The 22,587-nt window shown below is 40.3% G+C and carries 18 protein-coding genes and 1 tRNA gene; 10 read left to right on the forward strand and 9 right to left on the reverse strand.

The features are described from left to right. Window positions 1–666 precede the first annotated feature (666 nt). The 10 genes from MJ761_RS09870 to tssE all read left to right on the forward strand — a co-directional run bounded on the left by MJ761_RS09870 (window position 667) and on the right by tssE (window position 14,448). Window positions 667–3,096: a type VI secretion system Vgr family protein gene (locus MJ761_RS09870; protein WP_093093572.1), complete on the forward strand. Its 2,430-nt coding sequence runs from the start codon at window positions 667–669 to the stop codon at window positions 3,094–3,096. 3 nt (window positions 3,097–3,099) lie between these two features. Further along, complete coding sequence (locus MJ761_RS09875; protein ID WP_093093570.1) at window positions 3,100–3,873, forward strand: DUF4123 domain-containing protein; 774 nt, start codon at window positions 3,100–3,102, stop codon at window positions 3,871–3,873. 13 nt (window positions 3,874–3,886) lie between these two features. Next, window positions 3,887–4,525: a tetratricopeptide repeat protein gene (locus MJ761_RS09880; protein ID WP_093093568.1), complete on the forward strand. Its 639-nt coding sequence runs from the start codon at window positions 3,887–3,889 to the stop codon at window positions 4,523–4,525. Next, window positions 4,512–5,633, forward strand: a complete 1,122-nt coding sequence (locus MJ761_RS09885) for a hypothetical protein (protein ID WP_093093566.1) — start codon at window positions 4,512–4,514, stop codon at window positions 5,631–5,633. The genes MJ761_RS09880 and MJ761_RS09885 overlap by 14 nt, the downstream gene beginning before the upstream one ends. A 20-nt stretch (window positions 5,634–5,653) precedes the next feature. Further along, window positions 5,654–8,893 carry an ImcF-related family protein gene (locus tag MJ761_RS09890; RefSeq protein ID WP_093093564.1) on the forward strand — a complete coding sequence of 1,080 codons (3,240 nt, stop codon included), beginning with the start codon at window positions 5,654–5,656 and terminating at the stop codon, window positions 8,891–8,893. After that, a complete protein-coding gene (locus MJ761_RS09895) occupies window positions 8,883–10,463 on the forward strand; it encodes a TssA family type VI secretion system protein (protein ID WP_093093562.1) in 1,581 nt (526 codons plus the stop codon). The genes MJ761_RS09890 and MJ761_RS09895 overlap by 11 nt, the downstream gene beginning before the upstream one ends. Before the next feature lie 9 nt (window positions 10,464–10,472). Continuing rightward, window positions 10,473–12,230 (forward strand): type VI secretion system baseplate subunit TssF, encoded by a 1,758-nt coding sequence (gene tssF / locus MJ761_RS09900; RefSeq protein WP_093093560.1) that lies wholly within the window; start codon window positions 10,473–10,475, stop codon window positions 12,228–12,230. Further along, window positions 12,230–13,192 (forward strand): type VI secretion system baseplate subunit TssG, encoded by a 963-nt coding sequence (gene tssG / locus MJ761_RS09905; RefSeq protein WP_093093558.1) that lies wholly within the window; start codon window positions 12,230–12,232, stop codon window positions 13,190–13,192. Before tssF ends, tssG begins: the two co-directional genes overlap by 1 nt. Continuing rightward, window positions 13,193–13,954 carry a type VI secretion system lipoprotein TssJ gene (gene tssJ / locus MJ761_RS09910; RefSeq protein WP_093093556.1) on the forward strand — a complete coding sequence of 254 codons (762 nt, stop codon included), beginning with the start codon at window positions 13,193–13,195 and terminating at the stop codon, window positions 13,952–13,954. An 86-nt stretch (window positions 13,955–14,040) separates the two neighbouring features. Beyond that, window positions 14,041–14,448, forward strand: coding sequence for a type VI secretion system baseplate subunit TssE (gene tssE / locus MJ761_RS09915; protein WP_093093554.1), 408 nt, complete (start codon window positions 14,041–14,043; stop codon window positions 14,446–14,448). 69 nt (window positions 14,449–14,517) lie between these two features. Here tssE and MJ761_RS09920 read toward each other — a convergent pair. The 9 genes from MJ761_RS09920 to thrS form a co-directional block, all read right to left on the reverse strand. After that, a tRNA-Pro gene (locus MJ761_RS09920) sits at window positions 14,518–14,594 on the reverse strand. Window positions 14,595–14,629: 35 nt separating this feature from the next. Next, window positions 14,630–14,956 carry a hypothetical protein gene (locus MJ761_RS09925; RefSeq protein WP_093093552.1) on the reverse strand — a complete coding sequence of 109 codons (327 nt, stop codon included), beginning with the start codon at window positions 14,954–14,956 and terminating at the stop codon, window positions 14,630–14,632. Further along, window positions 14,940–15,242, reverse strand: a complete 303-nt coding sequence (locus MJ761_RS09930) for an integration host factor subunit alpha (protein ID WP_037405883.1) — start codon at window positions 15,240–15,242, stop codon at window positions 14,940–14,942. Before MJ761_RS09930 ends, MJ761_RS09925 begins: the two co-directional genes overlap by 17 nt. Before the next feature lie 100 nt (window positions 15,243–15,342). Next, entirely contained in the window at window positions 15,343–17,700 is a 2,358-nt protein-coding gene (gene pheT / locus MJ761_RS09935) for a phenylalanine--tRNA ligase subunit beta (RefSeq protein ID WP_093093550.1), read from the reverse strand. 320 nt (window positions 17,701–18,020) lie between these two features. Beyond that, window positions 18,021–19,010, reverse strand: a complete 990-nt coding sequence (gene pheS / locus MJ761_RS09940; RefSeq protein WP_037405877.1) for a phenylalanine--tRNA ligase subunit alpha — start codon at window positions 19,008–19,010, stop codon at window positions 18,021–18,023. A 279-nt stretch (window positions 19,011–19,289) separates the two neighbouring features. Next, a complete protein-coding gene (gene rplT, locus MJ761_RS09945) occupies window positions 19,290–19,646 on the reverse strand; it encodes a 50S ribosomal protein L20 (protein ID WP_025330521.1) in 357 nt (118 codons plus the stop codon). A 12-nt stretch (window positions 19,647–19,658) separates the two neighbouring features. Next, window positions 19,659–19,856, reverse strand: coding sequence for a 50S ribosomal protein L35 (rpmI, locus tag MJ761_RS09950; RefSeq protein ID WP_037405875.1), 198 nt, complete (start codon window positions 19,854–19,856; stop codon window positions 19,659–19,661). Between the two features lie 280 nt (window positions 19,857–20,136). Then, window positions 20,137–20,670, reverse strand: a complete 534-nt coding sequence (gene infC / locus MJ761_RS09955; protein WP_257377614.1) for a translation initiation factor IF-3 — start codon at window positions 20,668–20,670, stop codon at window positions 20,137–20,139. 6 nt (window positions 20,671–20,676) lie between these two features. Continuing rightward, window positions 20,677–22,584 (reverse strand): threonine--tRNA ligase, encoded by a 1,908-nt coding sequence (gene thrS / locus MJ761_RS09960; protein ID WP_093093548.1) that lies wholly within the window; start codon window positions 22,582–22,584, stop codon window positions 20,677–20,679. Window positions 22,585–22,587 lie beyond the last annotated feature (3 nt).

A 22,587-nucleotide genomic window follows, 5' to 3' on the forward strand; every position in this document is an offset into this window, starting at 1 on the left:
TGCGCAGTGGGCAGGTTCCAGCAGAATTGCAGTCGTTGCCACAACACCGTCTGCAAATAATGGCTCGGGTGCTGGAAAGCTGGCTGGCTTAAAATTCAAATGGCCGGCAGGGGGGGATGCTTTTGCCGGCCGGATGAGGTAATTCTGTATGCTTTACATTGACTTCAATCCTAAAAATTGTGTCGTCATGGAAGTATGTAGGTGTTGCAAAATTGGTTTGAAAATTTATTTAACTACACAAAACACGGATTAATGTTAAAATTAGTCAGTTTTTAATTAATCTGATGAATTAAGCATGTGGTAAAGTTTGATATTATTTACATGCTGAAAATATTCGGAAAGATATTCTAGGATTTAACAGTGATATGTAACCATTTATGCTGAGTGCAGTGCTTGTCATGCGGCCGGATTGATGATGCGGCTGGATAGCAAGTATTACTGCAATACAATTTACCTGATGTATTGCGGGAAAAGTTGGCTGTTAGATACAAGGCTGGTTTGTGTGCAGCAAAGATATATGGATGCAATTGTTGTAATATATTCAGAATATGCTTACAGTATTTTCAGTAAGGAAATATTTTCTTTATGCCGCTAGGGAATATTTCTGCTTAATGTGTATGTGTAACAGCACCAAATATGAAAATTGTTTGAAAAAAGGGTGATTACATGCAACAGCGTTATTATCTGAAACTGAATGCAAATCTGGCTGTTTTTGACCAGTTTTCTGTACGCAGATTCAATCTGGAGGAAAAGCTGGATGATTATTATGTGTTACAGCTTGAGGCAACACATATTGCTCCTGATTTACCCTTAGGAGATTTTATCCATCAGCGTGTTACCTTTGAAATGACGCCGGATATTGACTGGACTGAGTCAATGCCGATATCGCGACAGGAATTGGATAATTCTGAAAATCAGCATTGGCATGGTGTAATTCAAAGCATGGAGCAGGTAGCTTCCAGTGCGGACGAAACGTGCTATCGTTTTACTATTGTGCCGCGGCTGGCTTTGCTAAATCGCATTACTACAACGCGGTTATTTCAGAATGAAACAGCACTGAGTATTGTTGAAAAAATTCTGCGTCATCATGGCTTTGCCAGTGAAGATTTTCGTTTGAAATCAAATCGCAGCCTGCCGCGCTATGAACACCGCATGCAGTATCGTGAAACGGATTACGCTTTTATCAAACGTGTGCTGGCACGAGAGGGACTGTGGTTTGCTTTTACACAAACAGCAGCCAATGAGGTATTTACCGTAGCTGATGATGTTAGCCAATATATTCAGCTTCGGCAGCAGGCTTTGCCTTTTAAACCTGATGCGGGGCTTGAAAGTGCTCAGGATGGGATTGAAGGTAAACTGCAAGCTCAGCTCTCATTTGATATTGCTGCAACTGCACAGGGCATTAAAGATAACTTGAAACAGCAGTTAATGCAGGGGCTGGCGGCTAAATACTCTGTATCTGAGTTTCACGTACGTTATAAGGCTCAATATGAAAGCGTGCAGGTTAAGGATTACAATTACCGGGATGCCAATAATAGTTTAGTAGGTAAGGCCGGTTTTAATGAGCAGCAACCGGCAGCATTCGGCCAGCCTTATATATATGGCTTTTTTCATCATAAAGATGCAGAGCAGGCGCAGCAGTATGCGCGGATTTTGCATGAGCATTCTACATCACGCCATATTCTTGCCACTGGTAAAAGTAATGTTCAGGGCTTTGCTCCGGGCTTCACTATGGGGTTTGCCACAGAGGCCAGAGTTGGTGCTATTCGTCAGTGGATGCTGGTGAGTGTGAGTCATTCAGGTGCTCGTGATGAAGATTATTTCAATACTTTTACTGCTATTCCTGCTGATTGCCAGTGGCGCCCCGAACCGATTAAGCATCCGATTATAGACGGTACTGTACCGGGAACGATTTGTGATGCTGGCCAAGGGCCATATGCCTGGGTGGATGAGATGGGGCGTTATATTGTTAAGCTCAATCTGGATATGGATAGCTGGCAGCCTGGTGGTGAAAGCCGGCCAATCCGTTTGGCTAAGCCTTATGCCGGTGGTCAGTACGGGCAGCATTTTCCTTTGCATGTAGGTACTGAGGTTCAGCTGGCTTTTCAGAATGGTGACCCGGATAGGCCGTATATTGTTGGTGTTTTGCATACCAGTTCAGCGCCAGACCATATTCCGAATACATGGCGTACGCGTAATGTAATCCGCACATGGGCAAATAATAAAATTCGCATGGAAGATCTGAATGGCCATGAACACATTAAAATGGCCACTGAATACCATAAAACTCAGCTGAATCTGGGGCATCTGGTAGACAGCGGGCGCGAAAAACGCGGCGAAGGCTTTGAGCTGCGCACCGATGGTTGGGGAGCTTTGCGGTCTGCACAGGCACTTTATTTGACTACAGAAAGTCAGACTGCGGCCAGTGGCATGCAACTGGATCGCAAGGTTGCAAATGATGAAGTCGAAGGTGCGTTGAATCAGGCAAACCATCTGGTTGATGTTACTGCCAAACATACCAATCTCAAGCCGAATCTGGATTCGCTGTCTGAGCTGGTGGAGGGCTGTTCTAATCTGAAAAAACCAGTCATTTTAACCAGTGCAGTGGCTGGTTTGGCACAGGTATCACCTAAATCTATTCTTAACAGTGTTGGTGAGGATATTCATCAGCAAGCCGGTAAGGATGTATTTACTGGAGCTGGCGAAAATATAACTCAAACGGCAGTAAAATCTGTACAGGTATTGGCACAAACTGAAGATTTAAATCTGATAGCTGGTAAAAAAACCGCACGGCTAGCTTCCCATGGCGATGCAGTGGAAATTACCGCAGCGAAAAAAATATCTGTGCAGTCTGTAGGTAATGAAATACTGGTTAATGCCAAAAGTGGCATTAAGCTGGCCAGTGGAGGAGCTTATATCGAAATCAAAGGTGGGAAAATCAGTTTATATAGTCCCGGACCAATTGAATATAAAGGTAATCACCAGTTTCAGGGACCTCAGGGTGGTAACTTTCCTTTACCGGAGTTACCTGCTTCAGTGTGTCGGGAATGTCTGCGTAAAGCCCGCGCACAGGGTGTTGGCATTGTAGAGAGATAATCAATGGTTACATATCGTGATGTGTTTGCGCAATTAGTCAGTTTTACGAATGAAACTGATGAGAAAATACTTTATTTGATTATCGATTTATGTAACTGTGATTATCCGCTGCTTGCTGCTATCGAGAATTGGCAACCGGCATTGCCGTATTGTCTCTTATTTGAACAAACACCTGAGGAGCAAATTAAAGAAGATGGACCTCTATTACTGGCTCTTGATACCAAAAATGAAAATCATTTGGAAATACTAGAGAAAATTTGTGAAATCACCCACATGAATAATCGCCTGCTGGCTTTTAATAGTAGCTATCCATTTGGCACTTTGGAAGAGCATTTACGTCGTGCCATGCAGGTTAAATGGGATAAACAGGAAGGTTTGCTGCGTTTTTATACACCAGATATGTTTGATCTGGTGAATATGGTATTGAGTGAAACGCAGAAAAAGTGGCTGCATCAATATATGCAGCGCTGGTTTTATATAGATGATCACGGTGAATGGATAGTTTATGAGACTGATTATCCGCTAAGTGATCAAAATGAATTTAATGTAAACGGTTTTGTCTTTACTGAAAAACAGTACAATACATTATTATTATGGGCTGATGTTTATAATTATCGGCGTAATTATGGCATTGCTCTAGATGCAGAGGAATATGGCGGTGAACGGATGCTGATAAATCAGCTATATGCTTTGGCTGCTGAGGCTGATGCTAAGCTGATTTTGAGTGAAGAACAGCGCGTTCAGTTCTTTAGTGATAATTTGCAGAAAATTATATAGGAAAGGCTGAAAGATGTTACGACGTATATTAATTACATTTTGTTTGTGTTTGGGGCTGGTACAGCTGGCTTGGTCTGGTACCTATGACGATGCTGCGGCTGCTGCTCAAAACAGACAGTATGATAAAGCCTTGGTTCTGTTTCAGAAAGCCATTGATGAAAATGATGACGCACGTGCCTATAACAGCTTGGGTACACTATATGAAATGGGATTAGGGGTTAAGCAGAATTATGCAACTGCGGTTAAATACTATACGCAAGCAGCCAAAAGAGGGAATGTAAAAGCAAATGGCAATCTGGCTGTTTTATATGAGCGCGGTTTAGGTGTTAAGCAGGACTGGGGCAAGGCTATGGGCTATTATTTTACTGGATTAAATAATGGCGATGGTAAGTCTATGAATAATCTGGGTGTAATGGCTCTTAATGGTGAAATTCTGCCAAAAAATATATCGGTGGCATGGGCATTATTTGCCAGTGCGGTAAACCGCCATGACAGAGAAGCTCCACATAATCTGGCCGTTTTGGAAAGCAGAATGACGAAAGCGGAAATTGAACAGGGTAAGGTTGTTTATAGAGCTTTGCATCAGGTAAATGCAAAAAAACCACCTATGGATATTATGTTGGATTATTTAGGCTGGCATGATACAGAATAATTTTAGACGCCAAACTAGCTGGGTACCGCCACGGCCGGTTCGCTGGTTTGTTTGGCTGACTCTATACGCTTTGGCTATTACTATTAATAAAAAATATGCTGATTCTATTATTACTCAGTTAGGGCTGGAAATTACTACGCATTGGCAAAAGTGGCTGGTTTCAGTATTGCCTGCTATTGCAATAGTTACTTTGTTGTTATTGTTACGTTGCATTTGGTATCAGATGTGGCTTATTTATCAGCGCAACAATCAGTTTATTTATAATGAAAAAGTAATGAATAATCAGAAGTATTGGTCGGAATTCATGCTTCTTGATGAGGTGATATTGCGCTGTGGGCAGCTAAATCACGCCACTGATTTTTACAATTATCTTAGCTTAAGTTCTGAAGAGCGCAAGGAATCAGTTTTTGAATCCATGAGTATGGAAATACCGACGCAAAACAGTTCTGTTGTTTATACCGATCGTTTACATACCGTTTTATCGCAGTTGGTTCAAACTTTATCTTCAAGAGAGGTTTTTACTGAACAGTATGTTCAGTATCTATGGTTATGGACGGCAGATAGGGAAAGCTGGTTGGTATTCAGGGAGTTGGTTATTGCTGAAGGTGGTTATTGCCCTGTAGTACCGGACTTTTATGTCAAATTTGGCGATTTGAATTGGGTGATTGACCGGTTTCAGGAAGAGTTGTATCAGAAAATTCTTCTGCTCGGGTTTGAATGTCAGCCTGAGTTTGAATTGTATCTGGCTATGATTTTTGCCCCTAAAGGTAAGTTGGCAAAAGTTCAGCGAGCTTTTGATAAGCATACATGGCACGCTGAACAGGAATATTTTTTCACGGCTATAACTGAAAAAATTTCTGGCTTTCAGCTTGAAAGCAGTACTCAGGAAAATATTCAATCAGAAGATACAGAATTGACTAAGGCTTTAATAGAGAAGGATTATGAAATTAAATCATATTCACTTGATCACCCAGAATTCTTTCAAAAATTGCAATATACAAGTGACTGGATGCAATTATTGCTGGCTATTTATCAGGCACATAAGCAATCCTATGTAGTGCTATTTCAGCATCATGAAAAAATAATACCTATTTCTCAGGTTAAGTAAATTAAGTTACAGGCGGGTTTATGTTAAGGTGGAATCAGTTACGACAATTTAGTTCTCATGTGAGTAGTCAATTGTCCAAGCTAAAGCAGGCGAATCAGAAAGTCACCCAGCAACCCAAAATTTTGAAATTATGGCTATTATGTAGCTGTCTTTGGTTGATATTGGTATGTAGTTTAGTTGCTTTCTTGTACTGGTATTATGATAAAAACTGGTTATTAAATCACAAATTTCACTTGCTATTACTGGCGTTGGCCGGTTTGTTTCTATGTATTATATTGCCATTATTCTGGCGTATTTTTGTGGTTATTGACGGACAGGAACGAACTATCCGTTTTATTGAGCGTTCTTCATATACCCGCGAAAGTCCTGCTCAGCAGAATTTAATTGCATTTCATAATTATCTGAAACAGAAATATCATTTACCGGTTTTTAACCGTTGTTACATTCTTGCTGTTCATGGTGAGCCTGATGCTTTTAGTGATGTGGGTGAGCAGTTGCAACGTAATGGCTGGGTACAGGTAGACAATGTTTATCTGATTTTGATTAATGCTATTGATGAGATCGAGTTTGTACCTTCATTTCGCGGTAAATATCTTTGCCCTTTTGATGGCTTGATAATTTTACGCGATATGAAAAGTAATCAAACTTCGGTTACTCATGATAATACGCAAATCTGGCTGGAAAAATTTTATCAGCTGTTAAACTGGAAAGTTCCATTTATTCATGTATTTCAAAGTGATATTGAGCTAAAAAAATTTCCATTAAATCAGGTTTTTGACTGGGATTGCTCATCAATAGATAGGGTTGCCGGTTTAAAAATCAAGGCAGATAATTTATTTATTCGGGCTTTTATGAAAAGCCGGGATCGCCAGTTTTTGTCTCTAATTGATTCCATTGCTTTGACTAATTTAAATCTAACTGAGGTTTATTCGGAACAGCAGCTGCTATGGTTTAGTGGTGTTGCTGTACAGGCAAGGCAAAGTAACTGGTGGGAATCATGGTCGATGGTTGCTGAGCATCTATATCAGCGTCCTGCCGAATTACTGGTACAGCCTGGTAGTTTGAAGCTGGCTAAAGTTGGTTTGGTGATTAATGCCATTGCATTGACTATGATTGTGTACGCCTTTGCCAGTAATTATCGCGAAGCGCAAACTTTCCATAGCCAGATTACTAATTTGAATAGATTTTCCGGTACTGGCAGCCCGCTTAACTCAATTCTGTCTTTACAGAATTATATTGCACAGGTGAATAATGTTCCTAAACCATTTTACCGGCGTTTGGGTTTCAATCATGATGATTTATTACTGAATAAGGCATTTGCAGCATATGGTAACGCAGCAAAAAAATGGTTAATAACACCTACTGACCAGCAGATTATTCTGGTATTAAAGTCTTTAGATCAGTTGCAGACTTTATCTAATGTAACAATTGCAAATGAAGCTAATGAAGAGGCCGCTAAGCAGTCCAGTAATGCTGTTGCTCTGGATGAGGGTTTTGATGCACTTAAGGCCTATTTAATGCTCCGGCGTCCTAAACGTATGGATAATATTTTTCTGAGTGATTATTTATCCCGTTTGTATCGTACGCAAGGTTTACAAAATGCGGACGCTGCGCAAAATATATTCAGATTTTATACCCGTAATATGAGTAAACATGCCAGTTGGTTTCTAAACGAAGATTCGGTACTGGTGGGTCAAAGTCGCGCAGTATTGAATAATATAGTGAGTCAACAACAGGAAGATGTGGATATTTATCAGAATTTGTTAGATAAGGCATTGAAGAAGTATGCTGATGTTGATTTGGTACAATTGGCTGGTAAAGAAAGCACTCAATTCTGGACAAACAAGAAAAAGTTATCTGGTGCTTTTACGGCTCGTGCCTGGAATGAATGGTTTAAACCGGAAATTGATAAGTTTAATCCTGAACACTTTAAAAATGGTTCATGGGTGCTTAATGAATCAGAGGAAAGTAACGAAAATAATGATATCCGTAAACAGATAATGATTTTGTATAAGCAGGATTATTTCGATGCCTGGAGAGATTTTTTATCCGGTATTCAGTGGGTTCCTGTTTCTGGTTTAAATAAGCAGATGGATCGTCTTAAGAAATATTCAGATAAAAAAAATTCTGTTCTGGTGAGATTATTAACAGTAGTTCAGATGAATGCCAGTATTGGCTATCCAGAGGATCGAACTGATAATGGTAAGGGCGTATTACAGGATTTTGAACCAATCATTGATTTAATTAAGACGGTAGAAGACAAAAATAAGCGAGCCAGCCGTAAACTGGATGAGTATCAGGAAAATTTATTGGCGATGTATCTGGAGGTGCAAAAAATTCAGGGTGCTAGTAATCAGGCATCTGCATCACAGCTTTCATTTAATACTATATTAAATGGGGATAATGGTTCCGGTTTGGCAAAAGCTGAAGAGTCAATCAATTTACAGATAGCTAATTTGGGCGAAGAGTGGCAGGATATCGGGCATACTTTGCTCAGTTATCCTTTTGTTGATGCCAAAAAAGCTCTTCTGGTTCCTGCTTTAAATAATATCAATATGTTATGGCAGCAGATGGTAGTATCGCAATGGAATTTTCGTTTTGCTAACCGCTATCCTTTAAATCCATCTGGTAAGCTGGATGTGTCTTTGTCTGAATTACAAAAGTTTATTGATCCACAAAAAGGTGTAGTGGCGCAATTTAATCAGCAATATTTAAACCACATTCTTAATCTAGTAGGTAATCAGTGGATTGTTAATCCGGCAGTAATGGATCAGGTTCAGGTAGAAGAGCAGTTTGTTAATGGCTTAAATGAATTAAATCAGTTGCTGGAGTTTGTAGCAGATGGTACGAATACAGCTTCTTTTGAGGTTATGATATTGCCCACTCCAGAAGTTAAACAGATTACGCTTATGTTTAACAAGCAAAGCATTGATTTCTATAATGAAAAATCATTCTGGCGCAAAGTTAACTGGTCTGTCAGTGAGAACACCGATAAGAAAGCGTCTATTCAGTGGATTGATACTGCAAATAAGACGGGGCAGCTAGAAGTGGTTGGCGATTTAAGCATTTTGCGTTTACTTGAAAAAGCTCAGGCGCGTAAAAATGATGACGGTACTTATCAGCTTAGTTGGACAATAAAAAACAGGGCAGTTGAAATGAATCTTAAAAATTTGCAGACTAATGATCTGATTACATTATTGAAGTTAAAAGGAGCTCAATTGCCACAACAAGTATTTAAGGTAGATCAAGATGCAAATTAGTGCGGCATTGAAAATTCTTCAAAGACGGAAAATCTATGAAGATGTGAAGCCTTTATGGGAAGAAATTGAATATTTATTGGCTCCTGTGGATGGTGAGCCTGAAGATGTTAATCATCATGATTCTTTTCTGGATATTCGGCAGGAGCTGGAAAAAGTTAGTGATATCCAGTTGGGTAAGATTGAGGATGCTGCTTATTATCTGTGCCAGAATGTAGGTAAAGATATTCGGGTCGTGGTGTATCTAACTTATGCATTGTTTCGTCGTGAGGCTTTTCGGGGATTAATTAAGGGATTGTTGTTATTGTATGGTGTGCAGGCAATATATCCTTCTTCTTTCCAGCCACAACGTATTTCTGTGATTAAAACGATGCTCCGCTGGCTAGGGGGCGCAAAAATGGAAGATGCCTTTTTATTGTGCCAAGATACGTTGCTACCAAATGAACACCAGGCTATTACTGTATTGTGCGAATTAATTCAGGAAAATTTGGCAACGCAATTTAAGGTAACAATTGATGAGCTGGCAGGTTTATTGGGTTTATTACCGGTTTTGTCAGGAGAAAGTCAAACTTTGACAGCGAGTCAGGCTACGTCCACTTTTGCTGCCAATAGCGCAAATGAGGTTGTCAGTGTTGCTAATGACGAGGTAATTTTATGCTCTTCTCAGGATTTGATGCAAACTATGAAGTCCGTGGGGCAATTCATTGCCGATAAAGAGCAGAAGGAATATGCTTCGTATCGGTTATTGCGGCAGTTCCGCTGGGATTTGCTGGAGCGTTTGCCTTTGCATCAGGATGGTATGACTAAAATAGTTCCACCACGACAGGAGTTAGTGAATCATTTGCAGACATTATACCAGCGTAAAGACTGGAGCGGATTATTGGCACAATGTCATGCCGGTTTTATGGAAGCATCAAATCATTTTTATTTTGATTTACAATTTTTTTGTTGGACAGCGATGCAACATTTGGCTCCGGAAGCAAATGTCTGGGCTGATATGCTTTGTAGCGATATGGCTTTTTTGCTGACTCGGTTAACCGGGTTGGAAACATTGACATTTAATAATGGTCAACCTTTTGCTTCAGGTGAAGTATTAGACTGGATAGCTGTTCATGCGCGCTTTCAGCAACAGAATATAGAGGAAATACAGTTATCTTCCAGCTGTGAGCTTACTTCAATGAATGATATTGATGCACAAGCTTTTGTTATTCTGGCAGAACAGGGATTTGATAAAACAATGGAATGGCTGGCTACGGTACAGTTTGAGGATGGTCTTGAACAGTTATATTACAAGCAGTTTTTATTAGCTCGATTGGCTATTAAAGGTGGTAAAACTGATTTTGCTTTGTCTTTACTGGAAAAACTTAATCTACCATTTTCACAGCAGCCATTATTTGAATGGAACAAAAAGTTAACTTTTCAGATTAAGCAGGAGTTGTTAAGGCTTTTACAGCAGAAATTTTTAACTATTAAAGGTAGCGGTAAGGAATTTGTTTCAGGGCAAATCGAAGAATTGAAAAAAGAGCTGGTGTTGCTCAATCCATTTCTGGCGCATCAATTATTGTATAGGTAGGTAGTAGATATGGATAAAAAAGACAATATTCTGCGTTATTATGAAGCGGAAATGCGCTATTTGAAAGAGGCTGGACAGGATTTTGCAGAGGCTCATCCTGATATAGCGCAGTATTTGAAGATGCAGGATTCTCTTGAGCGGGATCCGATGGTAGAGCGTTTATTTGAAGGATTTGCTTTTTTAACGGCAAAGTTATATCAAAAAATTGATGATGATATGCCTGAGTTAACAGAAAGTGCACTGGCGCTGCTATGGCCGCATCATCTTCAGCCTATTGCTTCTATGTCAATAGTACAATTGATGTTAAATAAGCAGATTTATACTAATAATCAGCATATTCCGGCCGGATTGATATTGCAGACAGCTGTTGATGCAAATACCCAAATTTCTTGTGAATATCGGACAACGCAAGCAGTTGATATTTATCCAATTGATATAAATGATTTTCGCTTAGTGCATAATGATTTGGGGCAATCTATTATTCAATTGCGTTTGCAATTGCGTCAGACTGATGCTGGTCAGAATATTCGTTTGCCAGACCAATTTTCGCTTAAGTTCCATCTTGTTGGTGAAATAGAAACTAGGTTAAATATTTATCATTATTTAATAAATCACTTAGCACAGATAACTACTGATGAAAATTTTAATACTATCAGTAATAAGCTAACATTACAGCGAGCACATTTTAACTATGATTCAGTAACTTGGTTAGGTGATAGACAGGCTAATGAACATGATTTGTTGATGGAATATTTTCTATTCAAAGAAAAGTTTTTGTTTTTTGAATTAACGGGATTGAGTGGACAAGATTTTGATAATGATAAACATGAGTTATTGGTTAATTTTCATTTAAAACGTGATTTTCCATTAGAACTGATATTTAATAATGAATATTTAAAGTTATTTTGTGTGCCGGTAATTAATCTGTTTGATTTAGAAGCTGAGCCGATAGTACGTTCTCATTTGTATACTGAATATAGATTAACACCAATGTTTTCAGCTTCTGAGCAGGTTACTGTATGTGCGGTTACTGAGGTTGAATCATTTAGTCAGATTAGTGGTAATAGAAAGCAATATTTACCTTTTAATGAATTCAAACACGGTAAACGGGAATTAAGTATACTTAAACAAGACAAACCTTATTATTATATTCGTACACGGCAAGGCATTGGCAATAAATACGATAATTTTATTAGTTTCAGTGGTGAAATGCAGGCAGATGAAGAAGAAATTTTTTCTATCAGTATTCTTGGCGCTAATGGTAATCTACCTCGACAAATCACTAAATATAATAAAATGTTAAGTCTGCATTCACCTGTTTTAGGAGTTAAGGATGCGCAAATGGTGATGGTGCCAACAGCGTTACACTATCCGCCTGATTATAAAAATCAGCAATGGCAATTTTTATTTGAAATGAGTAATAATTATCTGGCTACATTGGATACAGGCACATTAAAAAATAGTTTGCGTTTACTTAATTGGTCTACAGCTGCTGCTAATGAAAAGAGTATAGCTGCGATTAGTGCTGTTCAAACTGAAATTAAGCATATTATGCATCAGGGAATGATGATTAGATGTTTGGTTATTAATATTGAACTTGATAGTACTGGTTTTATTAATGAAGCGGATGCTGCTTTATTTGCCTATGTGTTGAATCGTTATTTAATTGCTTATGCTCAGCTTAATTTAGCCATTAAAGTTAATGTAATATTGCAGCCTGAGGCAATTACTTTGAGTTGGCCGATAAATGTGGATGAGAAAATTTAATGAATGCCAGTCTGTTCAATCGCTTACTGTTAGCACCAGAAGCATATAATTTTTTTCAGTTTTGTCATTTGCTGGAGCTATATCAGATTAATTTGCGTGTACCTGATTTACAGAGCGAAAGTGAATTGACATTGCAGTTTTGTTCTTGGCCATATCTTGGCTTTCCTGCTAGTGAACTTAAGCATGCTTTGCCTGAATCTGTTTATGATTACAAGCTACCAGTTGTATTTACTACTTTTATGGGATTAATTGGTACAGATGGTGTAATGCCCAACTGGCTTATTGCAGAAAGTGCTGAAAAAAAAGATGGTATGGAAAATCTGACAGCATTTCTGGATATATTCCATCATCGTTTGATGACTTTGTTTTATCAGATATGGAAACGTTTTCATTATGAATTCCAGTATCGTCATAATGCTTCAGATCGTTTTTCACAAGCTTTGCTCAGATTAATACATGGTCGTGATACTTTGGATATTGATCCGCGTTATTATCTGGGTGTTATTAAAGAGCTAAATAAAAAGAATAAAAATATCTTTGGTTTAAAAGAAATTGTACATTATGTTATTCCTTCTGCCAGCGAGGTAGTGATTGAAGAGTTTATTCCCGTAAAATATCCTGTTGCTCAGTTATCGCTGGGCACAGGTATTGCTTTTGGAAATGCAGTTTTAGGCCGGTTTCTGTATGATGCCAATAGCCGTATAAGAATATCGATAAAATTAAATAATTATGCGATATTGAATTTATTGTATGAGAATCGGCCTGTGCGAATGATTTTAAAAACTCTGGTCAAGAAATATGTTGGTTATACTCTTGATGTTGAACTGGTGGCTAAAATCGGTGCAGATCTGTTGCCGGTAGCTCAATTAACAGGAGCTGCTCCACAGCAATTAAGTGCAGGTGTCACTATAGGGCAGCCAGATCCGGATACGCAATTTTCGATTTTTTTAGGGGAGTTGTAGATGATTTTTCGGTTTTTGTCTGTGTTAATTTTTCTGATTGGGTTATCTAGTTGTGGATTATTGCAACAAGGATATGAGGATGCGCGTAAAGCTGGAAAAGAAGCTATTGAGCTAAAGCATTATCATTATAATTTAAGGGTGGTATCTGCGCATCTGTTAAATCAGACTGATAAATCGCAGCAAAATACTTTTAGAATGGTTATTTATCAATTACGTAGTGATGATTTATTTAATCAGGCCAGCTATTATGATTTACTTACTAATGCGGATAGTGTTTTGGCTGATGAGTTGATTAAAAAAGATATACGTATGATTTATCCTTTTGATACTCAAGAGATAAAAGGAGATATTGACAATAAAACGCAATATTTGGGTTTGGTATTTTTCTTTAATAAACCTGAAACTGATGATAAAACATGGAAAATTTTAGTTCCTGTGATTAAGTTGAATTTATTTAGAGATAACTATATTCTGGTAGATAGCTCACAGGCTCAATTAATAGCTAAAAAACAGGTTAAAGATTTGCTCAAGCAACAAAAACAAGCTGAAAAAGCACAGAAAAAAGCTGAAAAAGCACAAAAAAAAGCAGAAAAAGAGCGGGAGAAAGCATTAAAAGAGCAGAAGAAAAAGGAGCAGCAGGCGAAAAAAGCTCAGCAGATCATGCAGGAGCAGCTAGATAAAGTACGACAACAAGGTAAGCAGGAAGCTCAAGATAAATTAGACAAAAAGGTACAAAAGATATTTCCGGACGCTAAAAATTAGTATTTATTAAAAATGTGTATATTGGTATTGTTAAATAATCAAACGGAAATAATTGTTTTTATATTAGGAGGTATAAATAAATCATTATGATTGATGCGTCTTTATTGGAAAAGATTACTTTAAATTTTTTTGGAGATGTTCCGTTTGATATTCTGGATCCTAAAGAGCGCTATATTTATAGTGTGATGAATAATATCGAGCGCATTTTAAATACTCGTCGTGGTAGTGTTAAACATATACCTGATTATGGGCTACCAGATTTAAGTATTATTTATCGCCATTTGCCTTCCAGTTTGTCTTTATTACAGAAATATATTACTTTTACTGTTTTAAAATACGAGCCTCGTGTACAGGCTTTGCAAATTCAGATGGTGGAAAATAAATCTACAGATTTTATTATTGCTTATGAGCTATTGTGTAAGCTAAAAGAAGTTGGCTATATTCGTTTTTCTACTACTTTTGATGGCGATGAGGCAGTAAGAGTGTTTAGATAGTTTTAGTAACTTAAAAATCGTCTAAGTTGTTGATAAAAAAATACAGCCTGAAAGGCTGTATTTTTATTTTGGTCGGAGTGAAAGGATTCGAACCTTCGACCCCTTGCACCCCATGCAAGTGCGCTACCAGACTGCGCCACACTCCGACTTTGTAAGAAAAGCGATTATAAATATAATCGTTTTACTTGGCAAGTACGCTATTCAGGTTATCCACTACTTTCTCAATTTGCTGCCGAACCTCCGTAGCATCTATGGCCGGATTACCGTCAGCATCCACCTGATTGCGTGTAAACGGATCAATATATGGTTTAAAGCTATCGCGCAATTGTCGAATTTTAATTACATCAGCGCGAGTATAATGCTGGCCGCCATAGCCAACAACTACTCCGTGTATTTGCTGCCAGACAGAAAACTGTTCAGCACTGATGTCAGCAAGACGGCATAATTCGTCAAGGGTGAAGTACCGCTGTGCTGGAATAGGTAACAGTTGCTTATGCTTGTTTTCCATTATAGTGATCAACCATGCCTTTCAATTTTTGTGATGCGTGGAATGTAACAACACGTCTGGCTGAAATAGGTACTTCTTCGCCGGTTTTAGGGTTACGCCCCGGGCGTTGTGGTTTGTCGCGCAGCTGGAAGTTACCAAAACCGGAGATTTTGATTTGTTCTCCTTGTTCCAGCGTGCTGCGAATTTCTTCAAAAAACATTTCTACAATTTCTTTGGCATCATGTTTGCTCATGCCTGCAACTTTTTCTACCAGAATATCTGCAAGTTCAGCTTTTGTCAGCGTCATATCTAAATTTCTTTCATTAAAGAGGATGTAATTATCCCCAAATTAGTAAGTGTTTTCAAGTGTGTAAATTCACATCAAAGTAGCGTGTACAGCGATGATTTTAAGTGCGTAATTGTGCACCAATTGTACCTGCTATATCAATGAATTTTTTCATTATTTCTTCAACTTCTTCATCGGTTAGTGTTTGTTCTGTGCTTTGCAGTATAACTTTTATGGCTATACTCTTGGTATTTTCAGCCATACCTTTTCCGCGATAAACATCGAATATTGATATTTCTTGAATTGCTGGATGGGTTACTGTGGCTAAGGTGGTGATTAACTGTTCGGCGGTAGTTTGCTCCGCTACGATAAATGCCAGATCACGCCGTACCGGCTGGAATTTGGATACTGGCTGATAGGTAATTCTGGCTTGTGTTAATACAGCGTTTAAATCCAGTTCAAATAAAATGGGTGACTGGGGTAAATCATATTTTTGTGTCCAGCGTGGATGCAGTTCGCCAATAACACCAACTACTTTGTTATCAATTATGATTTCTGCTGTTCTGCCGGGGTGTAGGGCAGGATGCTGTGCGGCACGATAATCAATTTTATGTGCGCTTAATAAGCCAGCAATATCGTTTTTGACATCATAAAAATCAACATTTCGTGTTGTTACAGCCCACTGTTCAGGCAGAACTGAACCATAAGCCAGACCGGCAATTTTTTTGGTCTGAGTGTATTTTTCTGCCTGTTTGTTAAATACGCGCGCTACTTCAAATAATCTTACTCGGTTTTGTTTCCGGTTAAGATTGTTATGCAGTATTTCTATTAGCCCACCAAACAAAGTAGAACGCATAACGCTGAGCTGGCTGGCTATCGGATTTTGCAAGCGAATCGGGTTGGTGTTGCCTGCAAGATCATGTTCCCATGCTTCTTCTACAAATGCGTAGCTGATTACTTCCTGATAACCGCTGTTGGCTAATTGATGATAAATGCTGAAAAGTGGTTTTTGTGTTTCTGGTAAGGCCACCATATTCAGTTTGCCATTGGTGTGGTCGTCTGGAATATTTTCATAGCCATAGACGCGGCCAATTTCTTCAATCAGATCAGCTTCAATTTCGATATCAAAACGGAAGCTGGGCGAAGTAACTATAAACCCATCATCACAAGATTGGGGATTAAGTCCTAAATGTTGCAGGATGATGCCAATGTCTGTTGCCGCAATGGCAACGCCAAGTACTTTTGCCACTCTTGTTGTACGTACTTTTACTTGTTTTGTGGTCGGCAAGATACCTGTTGCTTCGGTGATTACGCCAATGTCGCCCCCGCAGATTTCTTTTATTAGGGTGGTTGCGCGTTCTATGGCCTGTTGCTGTAAATTGAAATCTACGCCTCGTTCAAAACGGAAAGATGAATCGGAACCAAAGCCATATTGACGAGCTTTACCAGCAATGCTATCTGGTGTAAACCAGGCGCTCTCGATAACGATATTCTGTGTATCATTCGTAACTGAGCTGGTGGCACCGCCCATTAATCCAGCGATGCTTAATACTTGTTTTTCGTCGGCAATCACCAGTGTATTACTGTTTAAGGTAACTGTTTTGTCATTCAGGCAGACCAGGGTCTCACCTTCATGGGCATGGCGAACAGTTAGGTTACCGGTGATTTTGTCTGCATCAAATATGTGCATTGGCTGTCCCAGCTCAAGCATGACATAGTTACCGATATCAACCAATGCATTAATACTACGCAGGCCACTGCGTTCCAGCCGTTGTTTTAACCATGTGGGTGTGGTGGCATCTGCATTGACTCCGCGCATTACCCGGCTAAGAAAGCGGCCACAGTCTTCCGGAGCATTGATGCTAACTGGTTGGCTGGTATTGATTGTTGGCTGATTTGGGGTAATTTCTATCGGATTTAGTGCTGTCTGGGTTAGGGCACCTACCTCACGTGCTATGCCTTTTATGCTCAGGCAATCTGCGCGGTTTGGGGTGATTTTCAGGGTTAGCAGATTATCATTTAAATCCAGATAATCACGAATATTATTACCAATTGGTGCATTGGCCGGCAAAATCAGTAGGCCGTTTACTTCATCTGGCAGTCCCAGTTCTTTGGCAGAGCAAAGCATTCCATTGGATACCTGACCGCGCATTTTGGTAGGTTTGATTTTGAAATTACCCGGCAAGATGGCACCAGGTAAGGCGCAAGGTACTTTGATACCAGGCTGTACATTGGGGGCACCGCAAACGATTTGTATTAGTTCACCTGTGCCTGCATCAACCTGGGTGATGTTGAGCCGGTCTGCATCGGGATGTTTAATTACGGATTTAACTTCGGCAATGACTACGCCGCTAAATTCAGGCGCGGCCAGACTGGTTTCTTCTACTTCCAATCCGGCCATTGTCAGTAAGTGAGCCAGTTGTTCGGCCGATAATTCAGGATTAACCCACGAATATAACCAATTTTGAGAAAATTGCATGATGCTTCCAGTATGTATTCTGTTGCGGTTTAATCCAAAAGTGTGGTGGCTATGCCAGTAATCCATGTGTTACACGATTATTTAATCAGTTTGGACGTTGGGTATTCACTTTTGGGATTAATGTTATTTGCTGATGAGTCTGTTTCGGTTGTTATTCAGTCTTAGGCACTGTTCACGATCTGAAAAATTCATCAGTAATAGGTATCAGGTTGTTTATGGCTTCGATATTAAAGCTAAAATCAGAAACAAAATATGCTGGGCTTGATGTCATGGTTTTGTTCCTGCTCTTTAATTGTCTTTTGTTTAAATAACAATTAATTTTAATCCTGAAACTGTTTCAGGAAGTTTAGGTCGTTATCGAAAAACAGGCGTAAATCGTTGATACCGTAGCGGAGCATGGCAAAACGATCTAAACCGATACCAAAAGCAAAACCTGTGTATTTTTCAGCATCTATGTTGACATTTTTCAGTACGTTGGGATGTACCATGCCGCAGCCGCCTACTTCGAGCCAGCCACGTTCGCCCATTATGTCAATTTCTGCTGAGGGTTCGGTAAAGGGAAAGAATGAAGGGCGGAAACGTACTTGTAAGTCATCGCGCTCAAAGAAACGACGGATAAAATCGGTAAATACAGCTTTCAGATCGGCCATGGTTACGCCTTCTTCAATCCATAAGCCTTCTGCTTGATGGAACATGGGCGAGTGGGTTGCGTCTGAATCGACTCTGTATACACGGCCGGGAGCAATAATGCGGATTGGCGGTTCTTTTTTGTCGAGCATGTAACGAATCTGAATGGGCGAGGTATGGGTACGCAATACGTTACCATTTTCTACATAGAAGGTATCCTGCATGGCTCGTGCCGGATGATTAGGCGGGATGTTTAAGGCTTGAAAGTTGTGAAAATCGTCTTCTATTTCCGGCCCGTCTGCTACGGTAAAACCCATGCTGTGAAACAGTTCAACAATGCGTTGTAAGGTTAGTGTAACTGGGTGCAAGCCACCCAGATTTTGCCCGCGTCCGGGTAAGGTAACGTCCAGTGCTTCGGCTGCAAGTTGTTGTTGGAGTTTTGCTTCATTTAAGGCTTCGCGTTGCTGGTTATATGCAGCCTGAAACTGATTTTTGCATTCATTAATATGAGCACCTGTAGTTTTGCGTTCTTCTGGTGTCATTTTTCCTAATGTTTTTAATAAGGCATTAAGTTCACCAGTTTTGCCTAGGTAGCGAGCTTTTACTAATTCTAATGCAGGTAAGTCAATGGCTGAGTTAACAGCAGCGATGCCTTCGGCAACGATGCGGTTGGCGTTTTCCATAACGAGATTCTTTACTTAAAAAATAAAACGAAGGTGTGTTTGTATGCTCTTTGCCTTGCTGTTGATTGTGCTGGAATTTTTATCAATACCGAGCCTGAAATGGACAAAATGGGCAATATAACACGCTATAATAAAATATGTGCTAAAAGGTTATTTTAACGCGAAATTCATGTAATCAACAATGCTAAACGATGATTTTGACAATGATTGGGTTGTTTAATCAGGCAGGAATACAAAAAAAGGAAACCGAAGTTTCCTTTTTTTTTCAAAATCAGTCTATCAGGCTAATGCTGCTTTTGCCTGTGCTGCCAGTTGGGCAAATGCGGCTTGATCGAAAACAGCCAGATCCGCCAAGACTTTGCGATCAATTACGATAGCAGCTTTTTTCAGGCCATTCATGAATTTGCTATAAGATAAGCCGTTTTGGCGTGCTGCTGCATTAATACGTACAATCCACAGTTGACGGAATTGACGTTTGCGTTGACGACGGTCACGGTAAGCATACTGACCGGCTTTCATTACAGCCTGTTTGGCAATACGATAGACGTTTTTACGACGACCGCGATAGCCTTTAGCTAACGCTAAAACTTTTTTGTGACGGGCACGAGCGGTAACACCACGTTTTACGCGAGGCATAGTTCAAACTCCTTAAGCGTAGGGTAACATTTTGTGGATAGAAGCCATATCGCGTTCGTTCACCAGTGAGGTGCCACGCAATTGACGTTTATTTTTGGTGGTTTTTTTCGTCAGAATGTGACGTTTGAACGCGTGAGCGCGTTTTACACCACCGTTACCCAATACTTTGAAGCGTTTTTTCGCGCTTGATTTGGATTTCATTTTCGGCATGGGAAAACTCCATTGTTGTTTGATCAGGCGAGGGGTGGCTGTAGACAGCACTTTAACCCACACACCACGGTTTTTGCCGCCTGAATATTGATTTATGCACAGCGGCGATGCATAAGGGAACGGATTATAATATACATGAGCCGGTAAGACAATATGGCAGTCATTATCTGTTATTAATACTTTGTGAACCGGGTAAGATATTGATAGGCTAGTATATGAAAAACCTCATTTTATCTAGGTAAAATGAGGTTTTGGTAACATAGCTGAATTCGGATAATGATTATTTCTTTTTCGGGGCAATAATCATTACCATCTGGCGACCTTCCATTTTGGGGAACTGCTCAACGGTACCAATTTCTATTAAATCAGCCTGAATACGCTTGAGTAGTTCTGCGCCCAGATGTTGGTGAGCCATTTCACGTCCGCGGAACCTTAAGGTGACTTTTACTTTATCACCGTCAGCTAAAAAGCGGGTGATGTTACGCATTTTGATCTGATAATCACCTTCGTCAGTGCCAGGGCGAAATTTAATTTCCTTAACTTGCACCTGTTTCTGCTTTTTGCGCTGTTCGTCGCGTTTTTTGGATTGTTCGTATTTGAATTTACCGAAATCCATTAATTTGCAGACGGGTGGCTTGGCGGTAGGAGCGATTTCTACCAGATCCACATCATGCTCTTCGGCCAGTTTCATGGCCTGCTGAGTAGATACTACACCCAACTGTTCGCCAGTTGGTCCAATCAAACGCACTTCTTTAATGGTGATTTCACCGTTGATGCGTGCTTCGCGTTCTTGAGCGATGGTCGTACTCCTTATTCACGTTTAATGAAGAGACAAGATTTCCTGTTTCAGTTGGGTAATAAATGTTTCAATATCCATCTGACCCAGGTCTTCGCCGCCGCGTTTGCGTACGGTAACCTTGTTGTCCTGTTTTTCCTTCTCGCCTATAACCAGTTGATAGGGTAGGCGTTGCGTACTGTTATCTCGGATTTTGTATCCAATTTTCTCATTACGCAAGTCTAAATGCACACGGAGGCCTTCTGCGCTTAAATGCGTGGCAAGTTGTTGACAGTATTCGGTCTGTGCTTCGGTAATATTCATAATTACCATCTGTACTGGCGCCAGCCATAATGGAAATGCGCCGGCATGGTGTTCAATCAGGATGCCGATAAAGCGTTCAAGTGAACCCAGAATGGCACGGTGGAGCATTACCGGGCGGGCACGGCCATTTTCTTCGGTCACATATTCAGCTCCCAAGCGCTCTGGCAGCACAAAATCTAGCTGAATTGTGCCACATTGCCACGAGCGGCCTAATGCGTCTTTAATATGGTATTCTACTTTGGGTCCATAAAAAGCACCTTCACCGGGTAATTCTTCCCAGGTAACACCACAGGCTGTCAGTGCCTCACGCAATCCTTGCTCGGCTTTGTCCCAGATGGCATCAGATCCAGCGCGTTTTTCTGGGCGCAGGGATAATTTGACGGCTACGTCGTTAAATTCAAACTGGCGGTAAATGCGCATTACCAGTTCGTTAAATGCTTTGGCTTCGCTGACAATCTGGTCTTCTGTACAGAAAATATGCGCATCATCCTGTGTAAAGCCACGTACACGCATCAGGCCGTGTAAGGCTCCAGAAGGTTCGTTACGATGACAGGAACCAAATTCAGCCAGACGCAATGGTAAATCTCGATATGAGCGCAGGCCTTGATTGAAAATCTGGATATGGCCGGGGCAGTTCATGGGTTTAACCGCATAAACACGTTTTTCCGATTCGGTAATGAACATGTTTTCTTTGTAGTTATCCCAGTGACCGGATTTTTCCCACAGGCTGCGATCCATAATCATTGGTGTTTTGATTTCCTGATAGCCGGCAGCGGCAAGTTCGCGGCGCAGATGCTGTTCAATAATCTGCCATAGAGACCAGCCTTTGGGATGCCAAAATACCATACCCGGTGCTTCATCCTGCAAGTGGAATAAATCCATCTGTTTGGCCAGTTTGCGGTGATCGCGCTTTTCTGCTTCTTCAATACGCTGAATGTATGCGTTCAGATCTTCTTTGCTCGCCCAGGCTGTGCCATAAATGCGTTGCAGTTGTTCGTTTTTGGCATCTCCGCGCCAGTAGGCGCCGGATAGTTTGGTTAACTTAAAGTTTTTCAGGAAACGGGTGTTAGGGACATGTGGCCCCCGACACATGTCTACATATTCCTGATGGTAATAAAGACCCATTGCTTTTTCATCTGGCATGTCTTCAATCAGGCGCAGTTTGTAGTCTTCTTGGCGCTGTTTGAATACATTGATGACTTCATTTCGTGGTGTAACTTTTTTGATTACATCGTAATTCTGTGCAATCAGTTCTTTCATGCGTGCTTCAATAGCTGCAATATCTTCGGGGGTAAATGGCCGCTCGTACCAGATGTCGTAATAAAAGCCATCTTCAATTACTGGCCCGATAACCATTTTAGCCTCAGGATACAGTTGTTTTACAGCATGGCCGACCAGATGGGCGCAAGAGTGGCGGATGATTTCGACACCTTCTTTATCTTTGGCGGTTATGATGCTGACTTGAGCATCTTCTGCTACCTGATCACATGTGTCTACCAGCTTGCCGTTAATTTTGCCGGCAATTGCGGCTTTGGCTAAGCCTGCACCTATGGAAGCGGCAATGTCTGCTATGCTTAATGGCGCTTCAAACTGACGGACGGAACCGTCTGGCAGGGTAATGTTTAACATGCA

The sequence above is a fragment of the Snodgrassella communis genome (assembly GCF_914768045.1).
Lineage (GTDB): Bacteria > Pseudomonadota > Gammaproteobacteria > Burkholderiales > Neisseriaceae > Snodgrassella > Snodgrassella communis.

Excerpts from the sequence above, each read along its gene's own strand:
- MJ761_RS09925 (WP_093093552.1), bottom strand. The coding sequence starts at position 14,956 with ATGGAAAACAAGCATAAGCAACTGTTACCTATTCCAGCACAGCGGTAC.
- pheS (WP_037405877.1), bottom strand. The coding sequence starts at position 19,010 with ATGGAAAACGCCAACCGCATCGTTGCCGAAGGCATCGCTGCTGTTAAC.
- MJ761_RS09885 (WP_093093566.1), top strand. The coding sequence starts at position 4,512 with ATGATACAGAATAATTTTAGACGCCAAACTAGCTGGGTACCGCCACGG.
- rpmI (WP_037405875.1), bottom strand. The coding sequence starts at position 19,856 with ATGCCGAAAATGAAATCCAAATCAAGCGCGAAAAAACGCTTCAAAGTA.
- MJ761_RS09930 (WP_037405883.1), bottom strand. The coding sequence starts at position 15,242 with ATGACGCTGACAAAAGCTGAACTTGCAGATATTCTGGTAGAAAAAGTT.
- thrS (WP_093093548.1), bottom strand. The coding sequence starts at position 22,584 with ATGTTAAACATTACCCTGCCAGACGGTTCCGTCCGTCAGTTTGAAGCG.
- MJ761_RS09880 (WP_093093568.1), top strand. The coding sequence starts at position 3,887 with ATGTTACGACGTATATTAATTACATTTTGTTTGTGTTTGGGGCTGGTA.
- tssE (WP_093093554.1), top strand. The coding sequence starts at position 14,041 with ATGATTGATGCGTCTTTATTGGAAAAGATTACTTTAAATTTTTTTGGA.
- MJ761_RS09890 (WP_093093564.1), top strand. The coding sequence starts at position 5,654 with ATGTTAAGGTGGAATCAGTTACGACAATTTAGTTCTCATGTGAGTAGT.
- MJ761_RS09875 (WP_093093570.1), top strand. The coding sequence starts at position 3,100 with ATGGTTACATATCGTGATGTGTTTGCGCAATTAGTCAGTTTTACGAAT.
- rplT (WP_025330521.1), bottom strand. The coding sequence starts at position 19,646 with ATGCCTCGCGTAAAACGTGGTGTTACCGCTCGTGCCCGTCACAAAAAA.
- MJ761_RS09895 (WP_093093562.1), top strand. The coding sequence starts at position 8,883 with ATGCAAATTAGTGCGGCATTGAAAATTCTTCAAAGACGGAAAATCTAT.
- MJ761_RS09870 (WP_093093572.1), top strand. The coding sequence starts at position 667 with ATGCAACAGCGTTATTATCTGAAACTGAATGCAAATCTGGCTGTTTTT.
- tssJ (WP_093093556.1), top strand. The coding sequence starts at position 13,193 with ATGATTTTTCGGTTTTTGTCTGTGTTAATTTTTCTGATTGGGTTATCT.
- tssG (WP_093093558.1), top strand. The coding sequence starts at position 12,230 with ATGAATGCCAGTCTGTTCAATCGCTTACTGTTAGCACCAGAAGCATAT.
- tssF (WP_093093560.1), top strand. The coding sequence starts at position 10,473 with ATGGATAAAAAAGACAATATTCTGCGTTATTATGAAGCGGAAATGCGC.
- pheT (WP_093093550.1), bottom strand. The coding sequence starts at position 17,700 with ATGCAATTTTCTCAAAATTGGTTATATTCGTGGGTTAATCCTGAATTA.